The organism is Nonomuraea sp. NPDC049714 (assembly GCF_044465295.1).
Lineage (GTDB): Bacteria > Actinomycetota > Actinomycetes > Streptosporangiales > Streptosporangiaceae > Nonomuraea.
This window is the reverse complement of the sequence record NZ_JBITLM010000013.1, coordinates 179,847-205,757: the sequence shown is the minus strand read 5'-3', so window position 1 is coordinate 205,757 and position 25,911 is coordinate 179,847. Positions and strand designations below refer to the sequence as shown.

At 70.5% G+C, this 25,911-nt stretch carries 22 protein-coding genes; 10 read left to right on the top strand and 12 right to left on the bottom strand.

What is annotated here, in order from left to right:
- Positions 1-24 precede the first annotated feature (24 nt).
- The 4 genes from ACIBQX_RS39555 to ACIBQX_RS39540 are packed head-to-tail and all read right to left on the bottom strand — an operon-like array spanning position 25 to position 4,731.
- Positions 25-1,233: a cytochrome P450 gene (locus ACIBQX_RS39555; protein ID WP_397013839.1), complete on the bottom strand. Its 1,209-nt coding sequence runs from the start codon at positions 1,231-1,233 to the stop codon at positions 25-27.
- Positions 1,230-2,852 (bottom strand): CocE/NonD family hydrolase, encoded by a 1,623-nt coding sequence (locus ACIBQX_RS39550; protein WP_397013837.1) that lies wholly within the window; start codon positions 2,850-2,852, stop codon positions 1,230-1,232. Before ACIBQX_RS39550 ends, ACIBQX_RS39555 begins: the two co-directional genes overlap by 4 nt.
- Complete coding sequence (locus ACIBQX_RS39545) at positions 2,849-4,111, bottom strand: glycosyltransferase (RefSeq protein WP_397013835.1); 1,263 nt, start codon at positions 4,109-4,111, stop codon at positions 2,849-2,851. The genes ACIBQX_RS39550 and ACIBQX_RS39545 overlap by 4 nt, the downstream gene beginning before the upstream one ends.
- Positions 4,108-4,731, bottom strand: a complete 624-nt coding sequence (locus ACIBQX_RS39540) for a TetR/AcrR family transcriptional regulator (protein ID WP_397013833.1) — start codon at positions 4,729-4,731, stop codon at positions 4,108-4,110. The genes ACIBQX_RS39545 and ACIBQX_RS39540 overlap by 4 nt, the downstream gene beginning before the upstream one ends.
- 154 nt (positions 4,732-4,885) lie before the next feature.
- On the opposite strand from ACIBQX_RS39540, the gene ACIBQX_RS39535 reads away from it, so the two are divergent.
- A complete protein-coding gene (locus ACIBQX_RS39535) occupies positions 4,886-5,263 on the top strand; it encodes a cation:proton antiporter (RefSeq protein ID WP_397013831.1) in 378 nt (125 codons plus the stop codon).
- 97 nt (positions 5,264-5,360) lie between these two features.
- On the opposite strand, the gene ACIBQX_RS39530 is transcribed toward ACIBQX_RS39535, so the two are convergent.
- Positions 5,361-6,818: an aldehyde dehydrogenase family protein gene (locus tag ACIBQX_RS39530; RefSeq protein ID WP_397013829.1), complete on the bottom strand. Its 1,458-nt coding sequence runs from the start codon at positions 6,816-6,818 to the stop codon at positions 5,361-5,363.
- A 37-nt stretch (positions 6,819-6,855) separates the two neighbouring features.
- Entirely contained in the window at positions 6,856-7,752 is an 897-nt protein-coding gene (locus ACIBQX_RS39525; protein ID WP_397013827.1) for an SDR family oxidoreductase, read from the bottom strand.
- Between the two features lie 82 nt (positions 7,753-7,834).
- Here ACIBQX_RS39525 and ACIBQX_RS39520 point away from each other — a divergent pair, with 82 nt between their 5' ends.
- Complete coding sequence (locus tag ACIBQX_RS39520) at positions 7,835-8,422, top strand: TetR/AcrR family transcriptional regulator (RefSeq protein ID WP_397013825.1); 588 nt, start codon at positions 7,835-7,837, stop codon at positions 8,420-8,422.
- Positions 8,423-8,503: 81 nt separating this feature from the next.
- Here ACIBQX_RS39520 and ACIBQX_RS39515 read toward each other — a convergent pair whose 3' ends face one another.
- The 4 genes from ACIBQX_RS39515 to ACIBQX_RS39500 form a co-directional block, all read right to left on the bottom strand.
- On the bottom strand, positions 8,504-8,626 hold the full coding sequence (locus ACIBQX_RS39515; RefSeq protein WP_397013823.1) for a hypothetical protein: 123 nt from the start codon (positions 8,624-8,626) through the stop codon (positions 8,504-8,506).
- 10 nt (positions 8,627-8,636) lie between these two features.
- Positions 8,637-9,146: a hypothetical protein gene (locus ACIBQX_RS39510; RefSeq protein WP_397013821.1), complete on the bottom strand. Its 510-nt coding sequence runs from the start codon at positions 9,144-9,146 to the stop codon at positions 8,637-8,639.
- Positions 9,147-9,220: 74 nt separating this feature from the next.
- Positions 9,221-12,682, bottom strand: coding sequence for a protein kinase (locus ACIBQX_RS39505; protein WP_397013819.1), 3,462 nt, complete (start codon positions 12,680-12,682; stop codon positions 9,221-9,223).
- Positions 12,683-12,855: 173 nt separating this feature from the next.
- A complete protein-coding gene (locus ACIBQX_RS39500; RefSeq protein ID WP_397014104.1) occupies positions 12,856-13,095 on the bottom strand; it encodes a hypothetical protein in 240 nt (79 codons plus the stop codon).
- Here ACIBQX_RS39500 and ACIBQX_RS39495 point away from each other — a divergent pair.
- On the top strand, positions 13,052-13,492 hold the full coding sequence (locus ACIBQX_RS39495; RefSeq protein WP_397013817.1) for a GDSL-type esterase/lipase family protein: 441 nt from the start codon (positions 13,052-13,054) through the stop codon (positions 13,490-13,492). The genes ACIBQX_RS39500 and ACIBQX_RS39495 overlap by 44 nt on opposite strands.
- A 40-nt stretch (positions 13,493-13,532) precedes the next feature.
- Here the strand turns inward: ACIBQX_RS39495 and ACIBQX_RS39490 are convergent, their stop codons facing one another.
- Both ACIBQX_RS39490 and sigJ read right to left on the bottom strand, forming a co-directional pair.
- Positions 13,533-13,826: a hypothetical protein gene (locus ACIBQX_RS39490; RefSeq protein WP_397013815.1), complete on the bottom strand. Its 294-nt coding sequence runs from the start codon at positions 13,824-13,826 to the stop codon at positions 13,533-13,535.
- A gap of 55 nt (positions 13,827-13,881) precedes the next feature.
- Entirely contained in the window at positions 13,882-14,769 is an 888-nt protein-coding gene (gene sigJ / locus ACIBQX_RS39485) for an RNA polymerase sigma factor SigJ (RefSeq protein ID WP_397013813.1), read from the bottom strand.
- 150 nt (positions 14,770-14,919) lie between these two features.
- Between sigJ and ACIBQX_RS39480 the strand changes: the two genes are divergently transcribed.
- The 7 genes from ACIBQX_RS39480 (at position 14,920) to ACIBQX_RS39450 (ending at position 25,898) form a co-directional block, all read left to right on the top strand.
- A complete protein-coding gene (locus tag ACIBQX_RS39480) occupies positions 14,920-16,065 on the top strand; it encodes a serine hydrolase domain-containing protein (protein WP_397013811.1) in 1,146 nt (381 codons plus the stop codon).
- Positions 16,066-16,074: 9 nt separating this feature from the next.
- A complete protein-coding gene (locus ACIBQX_RS39475; RefSeq protein WP_397013809.1) occupies positions 16,075-17,502 on the top strand; it encodes an MFS transporter in 1,428 nt (475 codons plus the stop codon).
- Between the two features lie 70 nt (positions 17,503-17,572).
- A complete protein-coding gene (locus ACIBQX_RS39470) occupies positions 17,573-18,064 on the top strand; it encodes a carboxymuconolactone decarboxylase family protein (RefSeq protein WP_397013807.1) in 492 nt (163 codons plus the stop codon).
- Positions 18,065-18,302: 238 nt separating this feature from the next.
- Positions 18,303-21,488 carry an AfsR/SARP family transcriptional regulator gene (locus tag ACIBQX_RS39465; protein ID WP_397013805.1) on the top strand — a complete coding sequence of 1,062 codons (3,186 nt, stop codon included), beginning with the start codon at positions 18,303-18,305 and terminating at the stop codon, positions 21,486-21,488.
- 101 nt (positions 21,489-21,589) lie between these two features.
- Positions 21,590-22,213, top strand: a complete 624-nt coding sequence (locus tag ACIBQX_RS39460) for a TetR/AcrR family transcriptional regulator (protein WP_397013803.1) — start codon at positions 21,590-21,592, stop codon at positions 22,211-22,213.
- On the top strand, positions 22,213-23,949 hold the full coding sequence (locus ACIBQX_RS39455) for an ABC transporter ATP-binding protein (RefSeq protein ID WP_397013801.1): 1,737 nt from the start codon (positions 22,213-22,215) through the stop codon (positions 23,947-23,949). Before ACIBQX_RS39460 ends, ACIBQX_RS39455 begins: the two co-directional genes overlap by 1 nt.
- Complete coding sequence (locus ACIBQX_RS39450; protein WP_397013799.1) at positions 23,946-25,898, top strand: ABC transporter ATP-binding protein; 1,953 nt, start codon at positions 23,946-23,948, stop codon at positions 25,896-25,898. Before ACIBQX_RS39455 ends, ACIBQX_RS39450 begins: the two co-directional genes overlap by 4 nt.
- Positions 25,899-25,911: the final 13 nt, after the last annotated feature.

Genomic DNA, 25,911 nt, shown 5'->3' with positions numbered 1-25,911 from the left:
GGAAGCCATATCAATATATTGGCGTCAGTGTTGCCTGAGCGGTGTCGTGCGGACGGGGAGCGCGTTCAGGGCCCGTGCCATGCCCGGTCGCCAGCCGATCTCTGACGGCGGCACGGCGAGCGCGAGGTCGGGGAAGCGGGTCAGCAGGCCGTGCAGGGCGATCTGGGTCTCGGCGCGGGCCAGGGCGGCTCCGAGGCAGTAGTGGATGCCGTGGCCGAAGCCCAGGTGCGCGTTGTCGGCGCGGGTGGCGTCCAGCAGGGCGGGGCGTTCGAAGCGGCGCGGGTCGCGGTTGGCCGCCGCGTACACCACCTGCACCGGCTCGCCCGCCGGGATGCTCACGCCGCCGAGCTCCACCGGCTGGAGCGTGTAGCGCATGACCGCGATCTCGGCCGGCCCGGTCACGCGCAGGAACTCCTCCACGGCCGCCGGGACGGCGTCCGGATCGGCGCGCAGGCGCGCCGCCAGGTCCGGGCGGGTGAGCAGGAGCCGGACGCTCTGGCTGATGAGGGCGACGGTGGTCTCGTGGCCGGCGATCAGCATGCTGATCGACAGTGCGATCAGCTCCTCGTCGGCCAGCCGGTCACCGTCGTCCTCCTGGACGCCGACCAGCGCCGACAGCAGGTCGTCCGCGCCGCTCGCGCGCTTGGCCCCGACCAGCTCGGCCATGTACGCGACCAGTCCCCGGGCTCCCGACGCGATTCGGCCCGGGTCGGGGGCGGTCAGGTCGGCGGCCCACGTACGCCAGGTGTCGCGGTCACGCGCCGGCACGCCGAGCAGCTCGCAGATGACCTGGATGGGCAGCGGGTACGCGAACCGCTCGATCAGGTCGAACTCGCCCGGCAGGCCGTCCAGCAGCTCATCGGTGATCTCCTGGATGCGCGGGCGCAGCGACTCCACGCGGCGGGCGGTGAACTCGCGCGACACCAGCCGCCGCAGCCGCGTGTGGTCCGGCGGGTCGTAGACGCCCAGGGTGCGCATCAGGTACGGGGCCACGTCGGCGGGCAGCCCGGCCGCCGACGCCACGTCCAGCTTCGACTGCTTGGTGACGTCGCTGCTGAACCGGGGATCGGTCAGCACGGCCACGCTCTCGTCATAGCCGGTGACCAGCCAGATCGGGGTGCCGTCCACGTACCGGCCACGACGGACCGGCCCGTCCTCGGCCAGGCCGGCCAGGAACACGTCCCGGTCGGACGCTGCCAGCAGGCCGAAGATCTCCGGCTCGGTGATGCTCATACTCGTGACTCCCAGACGGGGAAGATGACGGCCGACGGCCGTGCGGGATCGTGATGGATGAGGTGGTCGACCGGGCGCATGGCGGTCGCCGCGCCGGGAGGCTGTCCGGTGCCGAGGTTGCGGTCCCAGCGAGGGAAGGCGCCGCCGGTGATCTGCACACGGATGCGGTGCCCGCGCCTGAACCGGTAGGCGGTGGGCCACAGGTCAACCTCGACAGAGGAAGGCATGGGGGTGTAGCGCCTGAGCCCGTCGGACACGTACGTGGCCTGGCCGGAGGGCGCCAGATCGCATACCCGCACGTAACAGTCGGCGGCGGCGGCCGTCGACGTGACGTGCAGGCGTGCCTGAGGGATGCCGACGACGTCGAGGTCGGCGGGCAACGGGTCGCTGGTGTAGGTGAGCACGTCGGGGCGGCCGCGCAGGACCCGGTCGCCGTAGGCGCGCCCGGTGCCCATCAGCCGGGGCGGGCGTTCGGGGTCAGGGGTGGGATCAGTGGGATCGTAGGCGAGCCGGTCCGGGTCGCTCTCCGGCGGGACTCCGGCCGCCAAAGTGCCGCCCGGATGCAGGTGCATGGGGCGGGGCCGGACGCCGGGGGGCGGGTACCGGTCCAGGTCGAGCCACTCGCCGGCGCCTCCCAGGTGGATGTGGACGCGGGAGTCGCGTAGACGGGTCCGGTCGCCGAGCAGATGCGCGCGCAGCCAGATCAGCCCTTCGCGGGTCGCGGTGAGCGAGGCTTGGGTGTCCCAGTGGCTCCAGGGGCCGATCGTCAGGTACGGATCCCGGCCGGCGCGCTGGAGCTCCTGATAGTCGCGGATCAGAGCGGGCAGCATGAAGTCGCGCCACCCGCCGATCAGATGGTTCGGCGCGGTCACCTCCGCCACCCGGGTTCGGTGGTCACTGCGCGTCCACCAGGGATCGTCGGCCCGGTCGTGGGTCAGCCACTGCCGCCAGTGCGGTACCGCGGTACCGAGCGCGATCTCGTCGGCCTGAGCGAGCGGAAGGTGCCTGGCGGCGGCCGCACGCCGTTCGGCACCGCGCACCAGAGAGACGAGGTAGGGCAGCACCGGGCGTTCTTGATGGTGGACCATACTCGTCCAGCCCAGGAAGATCTCCAGGGCGAGCGCATCACCCGGATACACCATGCTGCGGAAATCCGAGCTGGTGAGCTGGGTGGACATGGCCTGCAGCATCGGTCCGGCCTCGGCGGCGACGGCCCACTGGGTGAAGCCGAGATAGCTGGCGCCGGTGGTGCCGAGCACGCCGGTGAACCAGGGTTGCCGCTTCAACCAGTCCAGCACCGTCAGGCCGTCGTCGCGCTCACCGGCGAACGGATCGAAGTCGCCGCCCGACCCGCAGGTGCCGCGGCCGCTCACGACCAGGACGTGGAACCCGCGCTCGGCGATCAGCCTGGACATCGCGGCGCCCTTCGTGCGGTCGGTGTAGACCGAACGGGTCATCACCGTGGGCCGGTCGCCGATCCCGTGCGGCGCGTAGTGATCGGCCAGCAGCACCGCGCCGTCCGGCATGGCGATGGGCAGGTCCTTGTCCACCGTGACGGTGCGGGTCTCAGCAGGTGGCAACTTGGCCTGACGTGCCAGGAGGTATCCGATGATGCTCACAACAGCTCCTCCACCAATTCGACCGCGCGATGGACGCCGCCCTCGGCGCGGATCCGCTCGCCGGTCTCGGCGGCGGCACGGGCCATGGTCCGGTCGGTGGCAGCCCGGCGGATGGCGGCGGCCAGCCCGTGCGCGGTGAGGCGGCGCTGCGGTTGCGGCTCGGGGGCCACGCCGGCGGCGTGCGCGCGAGCGGCCCAGAACGGCTGGTCGGCCACGAACGGGCAGACGACCTGTGGCTTGCCGGCGGCCAGCGCGGCTCCTGTGGTGCCGCTGCCACCGTGGTGGACGATGGCCGCCATCCTCGGGAACAGCCAGTCGTGCGGAGCTTGGTCGAGCGAGAACACCGTGTCCGGCAGGTCGCCGATCCTCATCCCGCCCCAGCCGGACGCCAGCACGGCCCGCACCCCGGCCAGCCGTACGGCTTCGGCGACGACGCGGCCGACCCGGGCTGGATCGGTGCCCGCCATGCTGCCGAAGCCCACGTACACCGGAGGGTCCCCGCCCGCCAGGAAGGCGGCCAGCTCCGGCGGCGGCGACCAGCCGGAGGCGGCGGGCAGGTACCAGAAGCCGGTGGTGTGCACCCACGCCGGATAGTCGAGCCCGGCGGGCAGTAGGTGAGCGCTGAACGCCTGGAGCACCGTCGCAGGCCTGCCGTCCGGGCGGCGCAGGATGTCGTGCCGCCCACGGCGGCGTGGCAGCCCCAGCCGTCCGGCGCGCAGCTTGTCGGCGATGCCGCCGAACGAGCGGAGCATCAGCTTGATCGGCAGGTAGGAGGCCCGGTTCAGCGCTCTGGGCACAGGCAGCGGAAGCATCGGGTTGCGGAACGCGCCGGTCGGTACCCACACCGGCTGTAACGCCGCGGGCACCGCCGGCACGCCGAGCCATTCGGCGAAGTGCTGGCCCGGCATGCCCGGCGCGTGCACCACCAGGTCGGCGCCGCCCTCCGCCGCGCCGGCCATGTCGTCGAGCACCCGCGCCATGAGCGGCTTGCTGCGCCGCATGACCTGCAGCGCGACCCGCTTGCCGCGCAGCCCCCGGTAGTTGGTCTCGATGGCCTCGCGGATCTCGGGGTCGTCGATGAGCGTGTTCGGCCCGTCGTGCAGCGGCGCGAACGGCAGCCCGTACGGCTCGGCCAGTGACGCCATCGCCGCCGGCGCGGCCAGGACCGGCTGGTGCCCGGCCTGATGCAGGGCCAGCGCCAGGGCGACGTACGGCTGGACGTCACCGCGCGTGCCGTGGGTCAGGATGAGCACTCTCACCGCGAACCCCGCTCCTTGCGGACCCCGTCCCACGCGTCCAGGACCCGATCATCGGCGAACAGGCCGCGGGTGAAGATCTCGATCCCGGCGCGGGAGGAACGCAGCGTCCGATCCGTCTCCGACAGGCCGCCCGACGGCAGCACCCGCGACAGGTGCTCACCGAACGCCAGCGGCGCCAGCAGCCACGTCACATAGACGGCGGCGCGAGCTCGCGGATCATCGCTCGGATGCACCCAGCCCGCCCGCACGCCCTCCTCCAGCCAGCGTTCCGTCGCCTCGACGATCTCGTCGAACAACGCCGCCGCCTCCGGCGTACCGTCCAGGAACGCGCGCCCCAGATAGAGCCGCACCGCCGAACCCGCCTCCAGCATCGCGGCCAGCCCGCTGACGTCGTCCAGATCCGCCTCAGGGCCACCGCGCACCAGCTCGACCACGTACGCGTCACACGCCTTGCGCAACCCCTCCTTCGAGCCGAAGTGATGCAACACCAACGCCGCCGACACACCCGCACGCGCCGCGATGGCCCGCACGCTCACCCGATTGACCCCCTCGGCGCCGAACAACTCCAGCGCCGCATCCCGGATCCGGGCCCGCCCGGTCAAATCACTGTCTGAACGCATGAACAGCATACTAAACAAACGTTCAGCCCTTTGGGAAGCCTACGCGACAGCTCGGGCCGGCGAGGTCGTCTTGCCGACGCCGTGCAAGCGCGCACCACGCCAGGAAAGAGAGCCCTCGGCAGGGGGCTGCCACTCACCCTGGTGATCATTCGTCATGGTCTTCCTGGCGATCGCCGCCGGGTCGGACGACCTGCACCTCGGCGAGCTGGGGTCGGAGCTGGGCCTGGGCATCGTGATCGGGGTGGCGGTGCCGTGGTTGGCCATCGAACTGGAGCAGACGCGCTGGTTCGCCGCCTCCACCCAGTACGAGCCGCTCAACGCGCTGGCGATCGGGCTGCTGGTGCTGGCCCTCGGCAAGGCCACCCACGGCAACCTGTTCCTGGCCGCGTTCGCCGCCGGCATCACGGTGGCCACCTTCGGCGAGCGGCGGCGGACAGGTCGCGCGGGCTTCGACGACGAGCGCGACATCCCTGCCTGGTTCGGGAGGGCGCGCCGGGCTCGTAAGCCCTCGCAGGAGAACGGGCGGGACTGAAGCGGCGGTGCGTGCCATGGACTCATGGCGAACACCGCACCGCGGCGCGGCGTGGCGGGCCCAGCGCCGGCCCCGGGGTCGGCGCTGGGCCGGGCTCTCAGGCCGGGTGTGGGGCCATGCTGCCGTAGGTCTTGAGGTGCTGGAACTCGCTCATGGCGGACGGCCCGCACAGCATGCCGTAGCCGCTCTGCTTCATGCCGCCCTGCTCGAAGTGTTCGGACATCGTGCCCCAGGTGTTGAACCAGATGCCACCGAAGCGCAGGTCGCGTGCGACGCGGCGGGCCCGCAAGTCGTCGAGGGTGAACACGGAGGCGGCCAAGCCGAACTCGGTGGCGTTCGCTCGCTGGATCGCGTCGGTCTCGTCGTCGAAGACTTCGAAGGTCTGGACCGGGCCGAACACTTCCTGCTGGACGACGGGGACGTCGACCTGGTCGACTTCGATCAGGGCGGGCCTGAAGAACGCGCCACCGGCCAGGTCGGGGTCGGTGACCGGGCCACCCCGGACGATGATCTTGGCGTAGTCGGCGGCGTCCTCGACGATGCGGTCGACCCTGGTGACGCTGGCCTTGTCGATCAGCGGGCCCATATGGCTGGTGGGGTCGAGTGCGGGGCCGACCTTGACCCCTTCCAGCGCTGCCGCGAGCCGGGTGCGTAGTTCGTCGGCAATGCCGCGCTGGGCGAGGATCCGGGAGCCGGTGCAGCAGAACTCGCCGTTCATAAGGATGCTGCTCATCACGAGCGTGGGGACCACGATGTCCAGGTCGGCGTCGTCGAAGACGATCAGCGGGGTCTTGCCGCCCAGCTCGAGTCCGAGCCGCTTGAGCGTGGGGGCGGCCGCGGCCGCGATGGCGCGCCCGACGTGGGTGCTGCCGGTGTAGCTGATCACGTCGATGTCGGGTGAGGCGACCAGCATCGGCGCCACCTCGTTACCGGACTCGGTGAGGATGTTGACGACACCGGCGGGAAGCGACGTCGTGGCGGCGACGGCCTCGGCGAACAACGCGTTGGTCAGCGCGGTCTGGCCGGGCATCTTGGCCACGGTGGTGCAGCCGGCTCCGATGGCCGGGCCCAGAGCGCGGACCAGCAGGACCACCGGGGAGTTCCACGGGGCGATGATGCCCGCGACGCCTGCCGCCTCGGGGACCGAGTGGTAGTAGGACCCCGGCGTGGGCTCGGCGGCGCGCCCGGCGATGTGGACGAGCGCGGAGGCGGCGCTGTAGCGCAGCCATTCGACCGAGGTCAGCAGCTCCCAGGTTGTCTGGGCGAGCAGCTTGCCGTTCTCCCGAGCCAGCATCCGGGCGATGGCGGGCACCCGTTCGGCGAGCCGGTCGGCCAGTTCGTTCAGCGCCCGCGAGCGCAGGGACGGATCGCGCGACCAGCCGGTGGTGTCGAAGGTGGAGCGAGCGGCGGCGATCGCGGCCTCGGCCTCGGCGCGGCCCGCGGAAACGTAGGCTCCGACGACCTCACCGGTCGAAGGGTCGATCGACTCGTGGACCGAGCCGGTGTCGCTCCACTCGCCGTTGATGAGATTGCGGGCGGTGCTGGTGGTCGACATTGTCGTCCTCTCGATTCTTCTCAGACAGGGGTGTCGGTCAGGCGGTATGTGCCGAGGTCCGGCGGCCACGGGTTCCGGCCGGGTAGTGCTTGCGCAGGTCGGAGGTCGTCATCCGGTCGAGCATCCGGTTGGGCAGGAAACGGGAGGCGCCGATGAGGAAGGTGGCCGTGGCGCCGATGGTGTACCGCGTGCGGGGCCTGCGGTCGGTCACCGCCTTGGCGATCGTCTTCGCTGCGACGTCCGCGGTCACACCGGCCTTGGTGAACGCGGCGATGTGGGAGGGCAGCGCCTGCATCAGGTCGCCGTAGCGCCCGTTCTGCTCCGGCGTCATCCGGGCGCCGAGCTCGCTCAAGCCGGTGGTTCCGTGGCCGGCCATCTCGGTCTTGACGCCGCCCGGCTCGACCACCACCACCTGCACGTCGTGCGGGGCCAGCTCGTTGCGCAGCGCGTCACTCATCGCTTCCATCGCGAACTTGCTGCTGGCGTACGGTCCGTAGCCGGCCATGGAGAGCTTGCCGAGCATCGAGGTGATGTTGACGACGCGGCCCTTGCCGCGTACGAGTGCGGGAAGCAGGGCCTGGGTGACGGCGACGTGGCCGAAGACATTGACCTCGAAGATGCGCCGCCATTCGCTGAGCGGCGTCACTTCGACCGGGCCGGCGCCGGGGATGCCGGCGTTGTTGACCACCGCCCGCAGCGGCCGCGGGTTCCGCTCGACGCGTGCGGCGAGCGCGGCGATGTGGTCGGGGTCGGTGATGTCGAGGATCACCGGCTCGACGCCCGCGGCGCGCAGGGGATCACCGTCGCTGTCGCGCCGCACGCCGGCGAGGACGTGGAAGCCGCGGCGGGCCAGTTCTCGCACGGTGGCCGCGCCCATGCCAGTGGACGCTCCGGTCACGACCACGAGTCCTTGTATTCCAGATGACGTTGTCATCTTCCCGAGTGTGGGACACTCGGATGACACTGTCAACTGGCTCAAGTGACTTAGTCATCACATGGACGCTAGAATCGTCCGCATGACCAGCCGCGCCGAATCAGCCGCCGCCACGCGCCGCGCCCTCCTCGACGCGGCCGCTGACCTGCTTGATTCCGGTGGCCTCGACGCCGTGACGTTGCGCGCGGTGGGAGCACGCGCCGGAGTGACTCGCGGGGCTCCCTACCGGCACTTCCCCGACAAGGAGAGCCTGCTGATCGCCGTCGGGACCCAGGCCTGGGACAGGCTCGGAGACCGCATGCAGGCCCTTCGCGCGGATCCCGGCCTGTCGGCCGCCGAGAAAATGCGCGATGGCCTCATCGCGCTCATCGACATCGGCCGCTCTCAGCCGCACCTCTACAAGCTCATGTTCAGCAACCCACCCGGCGACCCCGCGGCACTCGCCCGTGCCGCCCAGCGCAGCCAGACCGAGTTCCTGGCCGTCGTCGCCGACCTGGTCGGCGAGCCGGACGCCCGCCGATACGCGGCCCTGCTGATCAGCAGCGCGAACGGGATCGCCGGCCTGGAGGCCAGCGGCCAGCTCGCCGACCCCAAGTGGGGCGGCGTCTCCGCCGAAGACCTCACCGACACCCTCGTTGACATGATCGCCGGCAAGAGCCGGCACGCATGACTGTGCGTCACCCTTGCGTTGATCGCTCGCATCCGCCCGCGCCATCCCGCATCGATCGCGCGGGCAGGTGCTGAGCGCTTCTCATGAGTACAGCTTGACGGTCTCGGTCACCTCGTCCGCCTTGACGCACTGCCCGTGCGAGTTGACGTCGCCGAACTCCTGGACGTCCTGGCAGTGCCACGTCGCGCCACCGACCTTGACCACGATGGGGACTTCACCCGTCCGCGGTGACGCAGTCACGCCGGGCGAACCCGCCATAGCGCACGTACAGCGGGCCCGCCCCGATCCGCACGTCGCTGAGAATGTACGGCCCATGCTCACCCGCCAGCGCGGCACCCAGTTCGCCGCAGACGCGCTCCAATTCGGCGACGTCACACGGATAGATCGTCACGACCTTTCCGCTGCCCGCGCGGGGGGCGTACTTCGCATTGCGCTGGAATACGGCATGCGGCCCGCGCAGGAATTTGAAGGCGATTCCGCGCGGCACACAATACCGATGCACCAGGCCGATCAGCCGCTCCGCGTTGTCGGGACATCCAGAGACGTGGATCTTCCAGCCTTGCGCCGGCAGGCCTGCGCACTTCGGGGCACGGGATCGCCACTCGTGATCGTCCACACATCGCCAATCGGCCGGCGGCGGTACGGTGGCGAAATCGTTCATGGGGGAGGGCAAGTCGTAGAAGAATGGATCGGCCTGGCAGAAGAGGTGGTACTCCCTGTGCATGGTTTATCTCGGAGGATAGGCAGTGTCATGGAAAGTTTCCCCTTCTGACAACTACTGAAATGCGGCCGCCTGGCTCAGGACGGCACGCACACCGTCCGGAAGGGCTCGCCGGGTAGGTACTGCTCCCATTCCTGGGCGCTGAGCGTACGGCCGGCGCGAGCGCAGGCGGCGGCCACCAGGTCCGCGGGTTCGGCCACACCCCACACCCGGAATGTGTCGTCATCGTTCACCGTGGCCAGCACGCCATCGCCGAACGCCACCTCGGAGACCCTGCTGCGGCCGGGAAGAGCGGCGCCGACCTGTTCGTGCGTGGCCACGTCCCACAGCCGGACGCTCTTGTCGTCGCTCGCGGTGGCGAGGGTGGCGCCGTCGGCGCTGAAGGCCACCGCGGTGATCACGCCGGAGTGCCCGCCCAGGTCCCGGCCGAGCTGCTTGCGGGAGGCCAGGTCGATCAGCCGCGTTCCCGCGGTGCCGGCCACGGCCAGGGTCCTGACGTCCGGGGAGAAGGCGACGCTTCGCGCTCTGGTGATGGGCGGGCCAACCTTGACCCGGGTGGACAGCTCCCACAGCTGGGCGTTCCCCCCGATGTCCACCACGGTCAGGTATCTGCCGTCGGGGCTGATGACCAGCTGCATGATGTGTTCGGTGTGGACGATCCGGCCGATCCGGCGATGGGTGCGCGTGTCGAAGAGCCACACCTCGGGCTTCGCATCGGTCTGCGTGTCCGGTGTGAGCGCGATGGCCACGACCCGTCCGTCCGGGCTGTAGGCCGCCGACCTGATGACGTGGCGGGGTGTTCTCACCGAGCTCACCTGACGTCGGGTGGCGACATCCCACCAGGTCAGCTCGGACTCCAGCCCGATCGCCAGCGTGCCACCGTCCGGGCTCGCCACCACGGTGTTGATGTCGCGCCCCGGCTTGATGGTGAAGATGGGCGTTCGTGAGCCGAGGTCCCAGAGCCTGACCTGCCGAGCGTCGGAGGTCAGGATGCTCCGCCCATCCCCGCCGAACGTCGCAGCGCGCGCGGTGGTGCCCGCCGTGGGCAGGTGTGGTCCCAGCTGCCGGTGTGTGAACGGGCTCCACAGCCACAGCCCGTCGATGCCGCCGGTGGCCAGCAATTTCCCGTCAGGGCTGAAAGCCACGCTGTACAGGGCGATCGTGTGACTGGCGAGTTTGGGACCGAGCTCCTGGCGCGTGGCCACATCCCAGAGCCGGGCTCGGCCGCCGTCGCTCGTGGCCGCCAGGACCGCGCCGTCCGGGCTGAAGGCCACGCGGATGCCGACGATCTGCCTGTTCATGAGCGGCTTGCCGATCGGCCGCCACGTGGCGACGTTCCACAGGCGCAACGCGTGGCTGCCGGTGACCAGCATCTTCCCGTCGGGGCTGAAGGCGACGTGGCTGGTGCCGGCGGGCGAGGTGTGCGCTTCGAGCGAGGCGACCTGCCTGCGCGAGGCCACGTCCCAGACCCGGGCCTCGGTGTCGCGGGAGGAGTGGGTCGCCAGGAGCTTGCCGTCGGGGCTGAAGGCGATGGCGTTGGCTCCGGGCAGCGCGTCACCGACCTGTTCGCGCGTGGCCACGTCCCACAACCGCACCCTGTCGCCGCCCGTGGCCAGGAGCGTGCCGTCCGGGCTGAACGCGATGGTCTCGCCGCCCTTGATCGGCTCCCCGAGCTGCTCGCGTGTGGCGACGTCCCAGATCCGCACGTCCTCGGCCACCGCCGCGACGAGCCGGCCGTCGCTGCTGAACGCCACCTCGGTGACCATCTGCTTCTGGCCGGTCAGGGAGCCGGTCGGACGGTGTGTGACGGGGTCCCGGAGTGTCACCACGCCTTCGTCCCCGTTGGTCGCGAGGACCCTGCCGTCGGGGCTGAACGCCAGCGCGACCGCCGCGCCGGGCCGAGTGAGGACGGCGGGCTCGGCGAGGGCGTTACGGAGGCTGTGGCGGGCCTCCTTGGTCGGCGCCAGCCGCCAGGCCGTGACCGCCAGCAGGTTCCCGACCGTCGGCTCGGTGCCGACCAGCCGGACGCTCTGCGTCGCCAGTTGCCTGGACAACGCCTGCCGCTTCTGTGCCTCCGCCCGCTGCCGCTCGCTGTTGGCTTCGCCCGCGGCGTACACGGCCGAGGCCGCGCCGGCGAGAGCGACGACGAGCAACATGACAAGCGTGACCATCGCGCCTCGCCGTACCCTGCGGGACCGGACCAGCGCCTGGCGGCTGGAGTCGAGGAAATCACGTTCCAGCCTGGTGAGCGTCATATGGCGGCGCTCGGAGTCGGCCCAGCTTTCGACAGCCTGCAGCCGGCTGCCGCGCAGCAGGTCGCCGTCGCCGCGGCCGCTGTCCTCCCAGTGGCGGGCGGCCTGGCCGAGCTGCGCGACGACCGCCAGGCCCGCCTTCTCCTCGCTCACCCAACCGCGCAGGCGAGGCCACGCGCGCAGGACGGCGGGGCGGGTCAGGACCATCTGGCCGTCACGCTCGGAAAGCACGTAGGAGAACGCCCCGAGAATCTCCTTCAGGTCCTGCCCGCCGTAATCCAGCTCGGCCACGGACACCGGGCGGGTCATCTCCACGTCGTACTCGTCCAGGGTGAGCAGCCGTAGGAACACTCCGGGCACCAGTCGCCGCTGCGCCTCCGGGAGTGCGGCGTAGGCATCCTCGGCGATCGTCCCCAACCCCGGGTCCCTGCCCTGGTCCGATGCGATCTGCCCCGCCCTCTCACTGCCCGCGCGCAACAGCCCGGCCGCCTCGCCCTCCCCGCTGACCAGGGCGAGCAGCAACTCCCGGGCCGTCGGCCGCGACTCCGGCTCCTTGGCCAGCGCCGCCGCCACCAGCGGGCGCAGCACGGGCGGCAACCCGCCCACGTCGGGTATGACCGACAGCACCTGGTGGATCACCGCGGCGGCGTTGTCCCCGGCGAAGGCATCCCTTCCCTGCGCGGCGAAGAGCACCACGGCGCCCCACGCGAACACGTCGCCCGGCGCGCCCGCCCGCCGCCCGCTGAACGACTCGGGCCCCATGTAGGCAGGTGTGCCGGCGATGAGTCCGGTGGACGTCAGCGACATCTCCTCGGTACGCGCGATACCGAAGTCGATCACCCGTGGGCCGTCCGGACCGAGCAGGACGTTGTCGGGCTTCAGATCGCGGTGGATCACCCCCGCCTCATGAACGGCGGCCAGCGCGGTGGCGATCGCCGTAGCCAGCCGGTGCAGGTCATCCCCCGCGAACGATCGCCCATCCCGTACGGCTGTGCGCAGGCTGGGCCCGCTGACGTACTCACTGATGATGTACGGCCGTGGGCCGGCCAGATCGGCGTCCAGCACCCGAGCCGTACAGAAAGAGGCCACCCTTCGCGCGGCCTCGACCTCCCGGGCGAACCGGTCCAGCTGCGTGCGGGTGGCGTCCGCGTGCAGAAGCTTGAGCGCCACCCGGGCGCCCTCACCGTCGTAAGCCTCGTAAACGACGCCCTGGCCACCCTGCCCCAGACGGCCGGCCAGCCAGTAGCCGCCGATCGTGTGCGGGTCCTCTCCCCGTAACGCACTCATGATCGATGGGACGCGCACATGCGGCGAATGGTTCGGCCGCGCGCCCGGTCGATCCTTAGCCGTCGTCGAGCTGCGCCGACCAGAACCTCGACACCGCCGGGGCCTGGTCGGCGCTTGTGGGCACCGAGACTGCTACGACAGGTCGATGAGAAGGCCGGCCGCCTCGGCGGCTGTCAGGACGGGCGGCAACCGATGGGAACGCTGCGCAGGACAACGATCATCGGCAGGCCCTCGGGCAGCTTGATCGGCTGCCCGGCCAGGACGAAGCGCACCCACTGCGGCCGGTCACCGGCGACGGTGGCGGTCGCTGAGGCCAGTCGCCGAGCCGGTACGTAGTTCGGGTTCGACGGTGAATGCCACCTGGACCCGATGATCGCCCGCTTGATCCGGGACCGTCCAGCCGAGGTGATCATCACCTGCCTCGGCATCAACGTCTACGGCGCCGGTACGTTCACCAAACGCTCGTACCTGCCCGCGGTCCTGGGGTTCGTCAGCACGATCCGGGACGGCCACCCCCGGGTGCCCATCCTGGTCATGTCGCCGATCTTCTCACCCAGCCGCGAGGAGCAGGCCGGGCCGACCGGGATGAGCCTGGCCGAGATGCGTGCCGACATCGCCGAGGCCGTGCATCTGCTGCGCGAACACGGCGACGCGGATGTGCACCTGATCGACGGGCTCGACGTGTTCGGGCCCGCCCAGGAGCACCTACTGGCGGACGGCCTGCACCCGGACGCCGAGGGCTACGCCCACATGGCCACCTCGATCACCCCGCTCGTACGCGCACACCTCCTCCCGAACCACCAAGCCTGAACGACATACCGCCCTCAAGGCCACGTGCGGGCACCGGCATTCAGGTGGGAATCACGACCTGATAATTCGGAACGTCGTCCGCCTGCTCCTTACTGATCCGTTCGGCGCCCTCGGGGATGTCGGTTCGGCAGAGAAAGATCCCCCGATTGCAGTTGGAGCACCAGAAAAGGGGGCGTCCCTTCTCCGGCTGTCCGGCGTCCACCACGAACATCAGATGAAGGCAGCGCTCACCGCAGCCCGCACATGCCTGTGTGTGAACGGCTGAAGGGTTGTCGTACGCCTTGTCATACTCGGCCTCCCACAGGGCGTAGGCGCCGTCCGCTGCTCCGGTCATCGCTCCATTGATTCACGTTTCTCATGGGCCGTCCTGACGTCGGCGAGTGCGGAGGTCATGACTCCATGCCGGCCAGGTCGAGGTGGGCCAGCCGGTCGGGGTCGGACAGGATGTCGATCGTGGCGATCTTGCCGTCGGAGATGGTGAAGCTCATGACGGAGATCAGCTGGTCGTCGAGGGTGTTGACCAGGCCGGCGAGGCCGTTGACGAGCGCTGGGTGGGTGGCGGCGCTGGTGGCCATGCGCCGGAAGGTGCCGGCCTGTCCGGCCACGGCCGCGGCGCCGCGGATGACCTTCATGCCGTTGGTGAGCACCCCGCCGTCGGCGCGCAGCACCACGTCGGGGTCGAGGATGGAGACCAGCGCCTCGAAGTCGCCGCCACGCGCGGCGGTCAGGAACGCGTTCACCACCCGGCGCTGATCGGCCAGGTCGGGGTCGGGGTTCGGGGCCGCGCCGCGGACCCGCTGGCGGGCCCGGCTGGCGAGCTTCTTGGCCGTGGCCGGGGTGCGGTCCACGATGGGCGCGATCTGCTCGAACGGCAGGCCGAACATGTCGTGCAGCACGAACGCCAGCCGTTCGGCCGGGGTCAGCGATTCCAGCACCACGAGCAGCGCCAGCCCCACCGAGTCGGCCAGCAGGACTTCCTGCTCCGGATCGGTGACCTCCGCACGGCTGATCACCGGATCCGGCAGGCGGTCCTCCAGCGACTCCTCGCGCCGGGCCTTGCGGGTGCGGAGCATGTCCAGGCAGACCCGGCCGACCACGGTGGTCAGCCAGCCGCCCAGGTTGTCGATGTCACCGGAGTTCGAGCGCGCCAGCCGCAGCCATGCCTCCTGGACCGCGTCCTCGGCCTCACTCAGCGAGCCGAGCATCCGGTAAGCGACCGCCCTCAGATGGGGGCGATGCCCCTCGAACTGGATAGCCAGAAAGTCATGGGGTGCCACGGTCGCGTTCCTCTCCTTCGACTACGTCATACCGCTGACGTATCGAACCAGTGAAAGGTGACCGCGGACGCACCGGTCACCTCTTCCCCGCGCCAGCCGTCATGCCGGCGACCGACACGGACCGACACGTACGAAAGGTTGCTGACGACGATGAGTGGCACGGATGTTCACGGGACGGTGGCGGATGGCTTCGAGCAGGTGCGAGAGGCGTTCGCCGCGACGGTGGCCGAGCAGGACGGCCAGGTGGGCGCGCAGCTGACCGCCTACGCGCACGGCCGCCAGGTGGTGGACCTGTGGGCCGGGGACGAGGTGAGCGGCGACACGCTGACCGGCGTCTACTCCGCCACGAAGGGCGCCGCGACGCTGGTGACGGCGCTGCTGGTGCAGGAGGGGGTCCTCGGCCTCGACGAGCCCGTGGCCCGGCGCTGGCCGGAGTTCGCCGCCGCCGGCAAGGACACGATCACGCTGCGGGACGTGCTCACCCACCGCTCCGGCGTCATCGGCGTCGACGGCGGCCTGTCCGCGGCCGAGCTCGCCGACGACGCGGTGATCGCGGGCCGCCTCGCGGCGCAGCGCCCGTACTGGCGGCCGGGCTCCGCTTACGGCTACGGCGGATTCGTCACGTTCGCGCTGGTGAACGAGGTGATCCGGCGCACGACCGGCCGGTCGCTCCAGCTGGTCTACGAGGAGCGGATCCGGGCTCCGTACGAGCTGGACCTCTACCTGGGGCTGCCCGAGGCCGAGGAGGGCCGGTTCCGGCCGATCCAGTGGTGGCAGGCGACGCCTGAGCAGGAGACCGCGTTCTGGGCGAACGTGCCGGGGCCGCACAGCATCCTGGGCATCGGGTACGGGCTCAACAGCACGCCGCCGCTGGACCAGGTGGCGTTCGTCAACACCCGCGAGGTGCGTGCGAACGGTCAGGCGTCGGCCGGCGGGGTGGGCAGCGCACGCGGCCTGGCCGGCCTGTACGCGGCGGCCGTCTGGGGCCTCGGCGGGCGACCTCCGCTGCTCAAGCCGGACGTCATCGCGGAGTTCGCCCAGCTGCACTCCATCGGCGCCGACCTGGTACGCGGCGACCAGGGCAACTACGCGGTCGGCTTCCAGGCCAAGGGGCTGCGCTATCCGTTCCTCAGCGCGAACGCGTTCGGCCACGACGGTTCGGCGGGCGCGGAAGCCTTCGCCGACCCGCTCAGCGGCATCGCCTTCGGCTACACGCGCCGCCGCTACGGATTCGGCTGGTCCTACCCCGAACACGACCGGCTCACCGCCGCGGTGCACCGCGCCGTCACCTCCTGAGGACCTCACATGAGAACGCGTTCTGAGAGAAGCGGTCTTGCCCTGCTGGTGATAGCCGCCGCGCAGCTGCTGATGGTGATGGACGGCACCATCGTGACCGTGGGCCTGCCCGTCATCGGAGCCGGTCTGCGGATCGCCGAGGCGGACCTGGACTGGGTCCTCACCTCCTACGCCCTCGCCTTCGGCGGCCTGCTGCTGGCCGGCGGCCGAGCCGGTGACCTGTTCGGCCGGCGCAGGCTGTTCCGCGCCGGGCTGGTCGTCTTCCTGGCCGCCTCCCTGCTGGGCGGCGTGGCCGGCAACGGGACCGTGCTGATCATCGCCCGCGTCCTGCAGGGCGTCGGCGCCGCGATCGTCGCCCCGGCCGCGCTGTCCCTGCTCGCCGACACCTTTCCCGCCGGGCCCCGGCGTAACAAGGCGCTCGGCGTCTACGGGGCCATGGGCGGCCTGGGCTCGGTCGTCGGCCTCCTGCTGGGCGGCGCGCTCACCGAGTATCTGGGCTGGAGATGGATCATGTTCGTCAACATCCCCATCGCGCTCCTGGTCCTGGCCGGCACGTTCGCACTGCGGCCCGGCACCCGCGAGCGCGGCGGGCTCGACCTGCCCGGCGCGGTCGCCGTGACCCTGGCCCTCGGCTCATCGGTCTACGCGATCAACCGCGCCGGGTCCCACGGCGTCGGCGACGGGCTCACCCTGACCTTCGGCGCGACCGCCGTCGCGCTGTTCGCCGCCTTCCTGGTCATCCAGCGCACCGCGCGCAGCCCCATGCTGCCCCCAGGCGTGCCGGCCGACCGCGGCAGGCTCGGCGCCAACCTGGTCATGCTCCTCATGGGCGCCGGGCAGCTGGCCACCTTCTATTTCCTCACCCTTTACATGCAGACGATCAAGCACTACTCGCCGATGATCACCGGGCTCGCCTATCTGCCGTTCGCGATCGGCATCGGCCTCGGCTCCGGGGTCATCGGCCCCCAACTGCAGGCCCGCACCTCCACCCGGACCGTGCTGGCGATCGGCCTGGCGGTGGCCGCCGCGGCGATGGGCTGGTTCAGCCTGCTGACCCCGGACCAGAATCCCCTGCTCGTACTCCTGCCCGCGCAGCTCGCCGGCGGCATCGGGCTCGGCATCGGCTTCGTCGCCGCCACCATCGGCGGCGTCCAGGGCGTCGCACCACGCGACTCGGGCATCGCCTCCGGCCTCGTCAACACCAGCCAGCAGATCGGCGGCGCCCTCGGCCTGGCGGTGCTGGCCGGCATCGCCGTCGCCGCCACCACGAGCCGGCCACCGGGCACACCCCTGCACGACGCGCTCACCAGCGGCTACACCGCCGGCATGCTCGGCGCGGGCGCGTTCTACCTGGCCGCCATCCTCACCGCCGTCCTGCTCCTGCGGCCGCGCCCCCTGAGCCGGGACGCTGAGCCACTCGGCAGAACCTCTGGATGAGAATCCGTCACCTCCACCCGAGGCGATCCGTCATAGCAGCGAAACACCGTACAGAAAGGACCCCATCACCATGACCACCACCGAGAACCGCCAGTCGCGCCTCCCCAACCCCGCCGTGCTCGTCCCCGAGCTCAAGGACATCGGCGGCGCCCTGTACAGGGCGACCGGGAACGGCACGATCCCGCGGACCACCATCAGCTTGGTCCAGCTTCGCGCCGGGCAGATCGCCGGCAGCACGTACCTGACGGTCCTGCACACCGGCAACCTCCGCGAGGCCGGCGCGAGCGAGGAGAGCATCAGCGCCGTGGTCTCGTGGCGGGACGCGCCCCACTTCACCGACGCCGAACGGGTCGCGCTGGAACTGGTCGAATCCGTCCTGACCCCGAACCCGGCGGGCGAGCGCGTCTCCGATGAGCTGTACGCCAGGGCGTCGCGGCACTACGACGACAAGGCGCTCGCCACGCTCGTCATGGCGATCGGCCAGGTCTGCTTCTTCCTCCCGCTGGCCCTCATCGGCAAGCCGCTGCCCGGTGTGTCCCCGGCCGAGCAGTGGACGAAGTAGCGGCCACCAGGGGATCTCGCTCAGGGTGAGGACACATGGCCTGTGCCTCACCCTGGGCACCGCCTGATGTCCCGGTTCGGACATCACGAGATCAGGCCGTAGTGCTGACGGCGCAGGTGTCCACTCCCGCGCCGGGGGAATCGAAGGGCCGGGCGAGAAGGGTCACCATTGTTTCTCGCCCAGTGGACCACGGAGACAGGCCGTCCAGGTTTACAGTGCCTCCAGCCAAGGGAGCACGATGAAGTTTGGGATACTGGGCCCGCTTACGGTGTGGCGAGAGGATCAGCAGGTCGATCTCGGCACGCCTAAAGCGCGGGTGCTGTTAGCGGTTCTGCTGTGCCAAGCGGGTAACCCTGTCTCGGAAGATCAACTGGCTGTGGCCCTGTGGGGGGACACCCCGCCGAAGAGCGCCACCAAGAATGTGCAGACCTACGTCCACCGGCTCCGGCGCCACCTGGGTGACCCGGCTCGCGTCGTGCGGCAGGGCGCCGGCTATCTGGTGCCGGTGATCCAGGACGAGCTGGATGCGGCGAGGTTCGAGGGCCTGGCCCGATCAGGGCAGGCGCTGGAGGCTGCCGGTGAGCCGGAGGAGGCGACCCATCGGCTGCGCGAGGCGCTGAATCTGTGGCGCGGGCCCGCGTTCGTCAGCATGACCGATGTCCCGATGCTGGCCGCGGAGGCCGCGCGGCTGGACGAGGTCCGCCTGTCGGTCTTGCAGTCGCGGATCGCCGTGGATCTGAGGCTGGGACGCCATGCCGGGCTGCTGGGCGAGCTGGCCGCGCTCATCAGCGAGTATCCCCTGCGGGAGCGGCTGCGCGCGCAGTTGATGCTGGCGCTGTACCGCTGCGGCCGGCGGGCGGACGCGCTCGCCGAATACGCGCGTGCCCGCAAGACCCTGGTCGAGGAGACCGGTCTGGATCCGGCCGACGAGCTGCACGACTTGCACCAGCGAATCCTCACCCAGGATCCCTCACTCGACCTCGGTCCTCTCGTCAGGACGACGGGCGCTGCTGTGAGGCCGGGCCCGTACACGCAGGTCCATCGTCCGCGCCGGTCGGACGGATCGGGCATCGAGCCGAGCGGGACAGTGCGGCACCCGCACCCGCACCCGCACCCGCGTGCCCGGTCCGGCGACCGTCCCGGCCATGCCACGGCCCTCACCCCCGCCGAGTTGCCGCCGGACATCGCGGATTTCACGGGCAGGGAAGGCGAGGTGGCGGACCTCACCGAGGTCATCACCCAGCCACGGCCGGGCACCGTCGCCATGGCCAGCATCGCGGGTCTGGGAGGCCTGGGTAAGACCACGCTCGCCGTGCACGTCGCGCACCGGGTCGCGGATCGCTTTCCCGACGGCCAGCTCTATGCGGACCTGCGCGGCGTCTCCGCCGAGCCTGCCCGCCCGGAGGACGTGCTCAGCCGGTTCCTGTTCGCGCTGGGCATCAGCGCCACCGGTATCCCCGAATCCCTGGAAGAACGCGTGGCGCTGTACCGGAGCTGCCTGGCCGGACGCAGAATCCTCATTCTGCTCGACAATGTCGCCGGGGAGGAGCAGGTGCGGCCGCTCCTGCCCGGGGCCCCCGGCACGGCCGTGCTCCTCACCGGACGTGTCCGGCTGGTCGGTCTCGAAGGCGCGAGCCTGCTGGAACTCGACGTCCTGCCGTCGGCCCAGGCCATGCACCTGCTGGGCAGGATCGCCGGCGACGAACGCGTCCGGGACGACCCGGCCGCGGCTCTGGAGATCACCCGGTTGTGCGGCCGGGTCCCGCTGGCGGTCCGCATCTCGGCGGCCCGGCTCCTCGGCAGAAAGCAGTGGAGTCTGTCCCACCTCGCCGGCGTCCTCGGGGAGGAGCGGCACCGGCTGGACGAGCTCGTGGCGGGCGACCTCGACATCCGCGCGGGCTTCGAGATGAGCTACCGGACGCTTCCGGCGGGCGCGCAGCGGGCCTTCCGGCTGGCCGGGCTGCTCGACGCGCCCGATTTCGCCTCGTGGGCGGTGGCGGCCCTCCTGGACGTGCCGGAGCGGCAGGCGGAACGCGAGATCGAAAGCCTGGTCGACGCTCATCTGCTGAACCTCACCGGGACGGACGAGACGGGCAGGCTCAGGTATCGGTTCCACGACCTGATCCGGTTGTACGCGCGTGAGCGGGCGCAGCGCGAGGATCCCGAACCCGAACGCCAGGCCGCGCTCCAGCGGGCCCTGGGTGCGTGGCTGGCGCTGGCGGAAATCGCGGCGGCGCACGTCCCGGGCCCCTGCTACGCGCACATGCACAGCGGTGCGCCGCGCTGGCGGCTGCCCGCGGCGGTCTCCGGCCCGTTGCTGGCCGACCCGATGGCCTGGTTCGGCGCGGAGCACGCCGCCCTGATAGCGGGGGTCGCCCAAGCGTGCGAGGCACGCCTGACCCAACTCGCCTGGGACCTCGCGGGGTCCACCGAGACCTACCTCAACGTACGCGGCCTGTACGACGGCTGGCAGCGCATGCACGAGCAGGCGCTCGCGCTCTGCCGGGAGACCGGCGACAAGCGCGGCGAGGCCGTGCTGATGCGCGGCCTCCTGGAGGTCACCACCTGGAGCTCACCGGCGGGTCCCGGACCGGCGATGACGCGGATGCGGGCCGACGCTTCGCAGCTCCTCGACCTGTTCACCATGCTGGACGATCCGGTCGGGATGGCCGACGCCCTGGCGACCCTGGCCTGGAGCATGACGGCCGACGGGAACGGTGGTGCACAAGCGCTCGCCCTGGCGGAGCGCGCTCTGCGCCTGGCCGCCGACGTGGGCTATCTCGGCGGCCAGGCGCGGGCCTATCACGTGATGGCGATCATCCACGGCGAGGACGACCCTCAAGCGGCGCTCATGGTCCTGGAGCAGGCGACGAAGGTGGCCGAGGCGCTCGGCAACGCTCACTACACCACGACGATCACCCAGTTCCTCGGCGCGGCGAAATCGTTCTGCGGTGACATCACGGGCGGCCAGGAGCTGCTGGAGAGCTCCTTGGAGATGGCACGACGGTTGAACTACCGCTATCTGGAGACGTTCTCCCTGCTCTACCTCTCGAAGCTGTTCGCCGCAGTCGGGGACGAGCGGGCCAGGGCGACCGCCGAACTGACGCTGGCCCACAGCGAGAACGGCAACTTCGGCCATTATCTCGCCGACGCGCTCAGCGTTCTCGGGCAGCTGAACCTGGCCGAGGGAGACCTGCCCGCCGCCATCGCCACCCTCGAACGCTCGGTCCAGGTGTGGCGGACCCGCGGCTCGATCCCCTACCTGGCGCGGACGCTCCGCGCCCTCGGCGACGCCCACTGCGCCGCCGGCGACCACCGCATGGCCAAAGCCGTCTGGGAAGAGGCCCGCGAACTCTTCCGCGGGATCTCGCACGAGAATGGCATGAGAACGCTGGACGCCCGGCTCACAAGACCCACTCCCTGACCGTCCCTGCCGACGCGACCGGCCGTTTCCGTGGCGTCGCGGTCGATGCCTGGCCTAAAACCATTTGAACGAGTGAGTACTCGCTCATTAGAGTGAGTCGCATGACCAGAAGGCGAAGGGTGCCGGCCATGGCACCAGAAGACCGCCGTGCCGCGCTCATCGCCGCCACGCTCCCCTTGCTGCGCGAGCACGGCACCGCGGTGAGCACCCGGCAGATCGCCGAGGCCGCGGGCGTGGCCGAGGGAACGATCTTCGGGGTCTTCCCCGACAAGGCCTCGCTGCTCCGGGCGGCACTGATGAGCGCGTTCGACCCACAACCGACGGTGGACGCGCTGGCGGCCATCGACACGCGGATCGAGCTGCGCGCGCGGCTGCGCGAGGCGGTCACGATGTTGCGGGCGGGAATGAACGCCAACGTCAACCTCATCACCGCGCCCAAGGAGCTGATGGCCGAAGACGCCGAGTTCCGCGAGCGGATGATGGACGGCCGGCGTCGGATGTCGGCCGGGCTCGCCCTTCTGGTCGAGCCCGATCGCGACCGGCTGCGCCGCTCTCCCGAAGCCACGGCGCAGCTGCTGCTCATGCTGATCGCGGTGAGCGTGCACCGTGGATTCGGCCAGGGCGGCGAGTTCGGAGACATGGACGACGAGGAGATCGTCTCCGTTCTGCTCGACGGGCTGCTCGTGCGACCCTCCTCGATCCCTCCCACAGAAAGCCCCTCTTGATGCTGCTCCGCCTTCTGCGGGCCCAGCTCAGGCCGTACGGGAAAGAGATCACGCTCGTCGTCCTCTTCCAGTTCGTCCAGACCCTGGCCACGCTCTATCTCCCCACACTGAACGCCGACATCATCGACGACGGCGTCGTCAAGGGCGACACCGGTTACATCACCCGCATCGGGCTGGTGATGCTCGGTGTGACGCTCATCCAGATCGCCTGCTCGTTCGTGGCCGTCTACTACAGCGCCCTGATCTCGATGGCGCTGGGCAGGGACCTGCGGGCCGCGATCTTCCACCGGGTGCAGGACTTCTCCGCCCAGGAGGTCAACAGGTTCGGCGCGCCGTCGCTGATCACCCGTACCACCAATGACGTTCAGCAGGTCCAGGTGCTCGTGCTGATGGCGTTCACGATGATGGTGGCCGCGCCGATCATGTGCGTCGGCGGCATCGTGCTGGCGCTGCGTCAGGACGTGGCGCTGTCGTCGCTGCTGCTCGTCGCGCTGCCCGTGATGATCCTCGTCGTGGGCGTGATCGTGGTGCGGATGCGCCCGCACTTCCGCGCGATGCAGGAGCGCATCGACCGGATCAACCAGGTGTTACGCGAGCAGATCACCGGCATCCGGGTGATCAGGGCCTTCGTTCGCGACAGGCACGAGCGCGAGCGCTTCGCCGTGGCCAACGAGCAGCTGACCGATGTGTCGCTCCGGGTCGGGCGGCTGATGGCGCTGATGTTCCCCGCGGTCATGCTGGTGGTGAACGTGTCCAGTGTCGCCGTGGTGTGGTTCGGCGGCCACCGCATCGCCGACGGATCCATGCAGGTGGGCGCGCTGACCGCGGTCATCTCCTACCTGATGCAGATTCTCATGTCGGTGATGATGGCGATGTTCATGTTCATGATGATCCCGCGGGCCGAGGTCTGCGCCGAGCGCATCGAGGAAGTGCTCGACTCCGAGCCGACCGTCCACCCGCCGGCGACCCCCGTCATCCCGGACAGACGCCTCGGCGAGCTGGAGTTGCGGTCCGTGGACTTCCGTTACCCGGGCGCCGAGGAGCCGGTGTTGTCCGAGGTGAGCTTCGTGGCGCGGCCTGGCCGTACCACCGCGATCATCGGCAGCACGGGCAGCGGTAAGACGACGCTGCTCAACCTCATTCCCCGCCTGTTCGACGCGACCGAGGGCGAGGTGCTGGTCGACGGCGTCAACGTACGCGATCTCGATCCGGTCGTGCTCTCCCGGGCGGTCGGCCTGGTCCCGCAGTCGCCCTACCTCTTCTCCGGCACCGTCGCCTCCAACCTGAGGTACGGCAGGCCGGACGCGACCGACGAGGAGCTGTGGCAGGCCCTGGAGGTGGCCCAGGCCCGTGGGTTCGTCGAGGAGATGCCCGGTGGTCTGGACGAGCCGATCTCCCAAGGCGGCACGAACGTCTCCGGCGGTCAGCGCCAGCGCCTGGCCATCGCCAGGACCCTGGTGCACCGGCCCGAGATCTACCTGTTCGACGACTCCTTCTCCGCCCTCGACTACGCCACCGACGCCCGGCTGCGCGCCGCGCTGGCGGCGGAGATGACCGACGCCACGCTCGTCATCGTGGCCCAGCGCGTGAACACGATCCGCGACGCCGACCGCATCCTCGTGCTCGACGAGGGCCGCGTGGTCGGCTCCGGTGACCACGCCGAGCTCATGACCACCTGCCCGACCTATCGCGAGATCGTGCTGTCCCAGCTCACCGAACAGGAGGCCGCAGCATGACCACCCAGGCGCCCCCGCGCCGTCCCCAGGGCGGTATCGGCCCGGGCGCGATGATGTCCGGACCCGCCGAGAAGGCACTCGACTTCGGCGGTTCACTCCGCCGCCTGCTGCTCCTGCTGCGTCCCGAGCGCGCGCTGCTGATCGTCGTCCTGGCCTTCGGCACGGCCAGCGTCGCGCTGACCGTGACGGGCCCCAAGCTCCTCGGTCACGCCACGGACCTGATCTTCGCCGGCATCATCGGGGGCCGGCTGCCCGCGGGGAGCACCAAGGAGCAGGCCGTGGCGGGGCTGCGCGCCGACGGCCAGGGCACCTTCGCCGACATGGTGTCGTCGATGAGCGTGGTGCCCGGCCGCGGCATCGACTTCACCGCGCTGGCCCAGGTGCTGGGCTGGGTGCTGGCGATCTACCTGCTCGCGGCGCTGCTCGGGATCATGCAGTTCCGGCTGACCACGACCATCGTGCAGCGGGCGGCGTCCCGGCTGCGCGAGCGGATCGAGGCCAAGCTGGCGCGGCTGCCGCTGAGCCACTTCGACGGCCAGTCACGCGGTGAGATCCTCAGCCGCGCCACCAACGACACCGACAACATCGCGCAGACGCTGCAGCAGACGATGAGCCAGCTCATCTCGTCGGTGCTGACGGTCGTGGCGGTGCTGGCGGTGATGTTCTGGATCTCGCCGCTCCTGGCGCTCATCGCGCTGGTCACGGTGCCGCTGTCGATCTACGTCACCGCGGTCATCGGCAAGCGGTCGCAGCCGCAGTTCATCGAGCAGTGGGCGACGACGGGCAAGCTCAACGGCCATATCGAGGAGATGTACGGCGGGCACACGCTGGTGAAGGTGTTCGGCAGGCAGCAGGAGGCCGCCGTGACCTTCGCCGAGCACAACCAGGCCCTGTTCACCTCCAGCTTCCGCGCCCAGTTCATCTCCGGCCTCATCCAGCCGGCGATGATGTTCATCGGCAACCTCAACTATGTGCTGGTCGCCGTGGTGGGCGGGCTCAAGGTGGCCTCGGGCTCGATCTCGCTGGGCGACGTGCAGGCCTTCATCCAGTACTCCCGCCAGTTCAGCCAGCCGCTGACCCAGGTGGCCGGCATGGCGAACCTGGTGCAGTCGGGCGTCGCCTCGGCCGAGCGGGTCTTCGAGCTGCTGGAGGCTCCGGAGCAGTCACCGGAGCCCGCCGAGCCCGCGCGGCCGGCGCAGGTCAGGGGCCGGGTGGCGTTCGAGAACGTGTCCTTCCGCTACGCGCCGGACCGGCCGCTGATCGAGGATCTGTCGCTGACCGTGGAGCCCGGCCAGACCGTCGCCATCGTCGGCCCCACGGGGGCGGGCAAGACGACGCTGGTCAACCTCATCATGCGCTTCTACGAGGTGACCGGCGGCCGCATCACCCTCGACGGCGTCGACATCGCCGAGATGTCCAGGGAAGAGCTGCGCGCCAACCTCGGCATGGTGCTGCAGGACACCTGGCTGTTCGGCGGCACGATCGCGGAGAACATCGGCTACGGCGCGGAAGGCGCCACGCTCGAACGGATCGAGGCCGCCGCGGAGGCCGCCCACGTGGACCGCATCGCGCACACGCTGCCCGACGGCTACGACACGGTGATCGACGAGGAGGGCGCGACGGTCAGCGCGGGCGAGAAGCAGCTGATCACGATCGCCCGGGCGTTCCTGTCCGAGCCGGCGATCCTGATCCTGGACGAGGCGACCAGCTCGGTCGACACCCGCACCGAGGTGCTCATCCAGCAGGCGATGAGCTCGCTACGCGAGGGCCGCACCAGCTTCGTCATCGCCCATCGGCTGTCCACGATCCGCGACGCCAGCCTGATCCTGGTCATGGAGAACGGGCGGATCGTCGAGCAGGGCACGCACGAGTCGCTGCTGGCCACGGGCGGCGCCTACGCCCGGCTGCACGCCGCCCAGTTCACCCAGCCCGTGGCCGAGGTGGACTAGCGCCCGTACCACG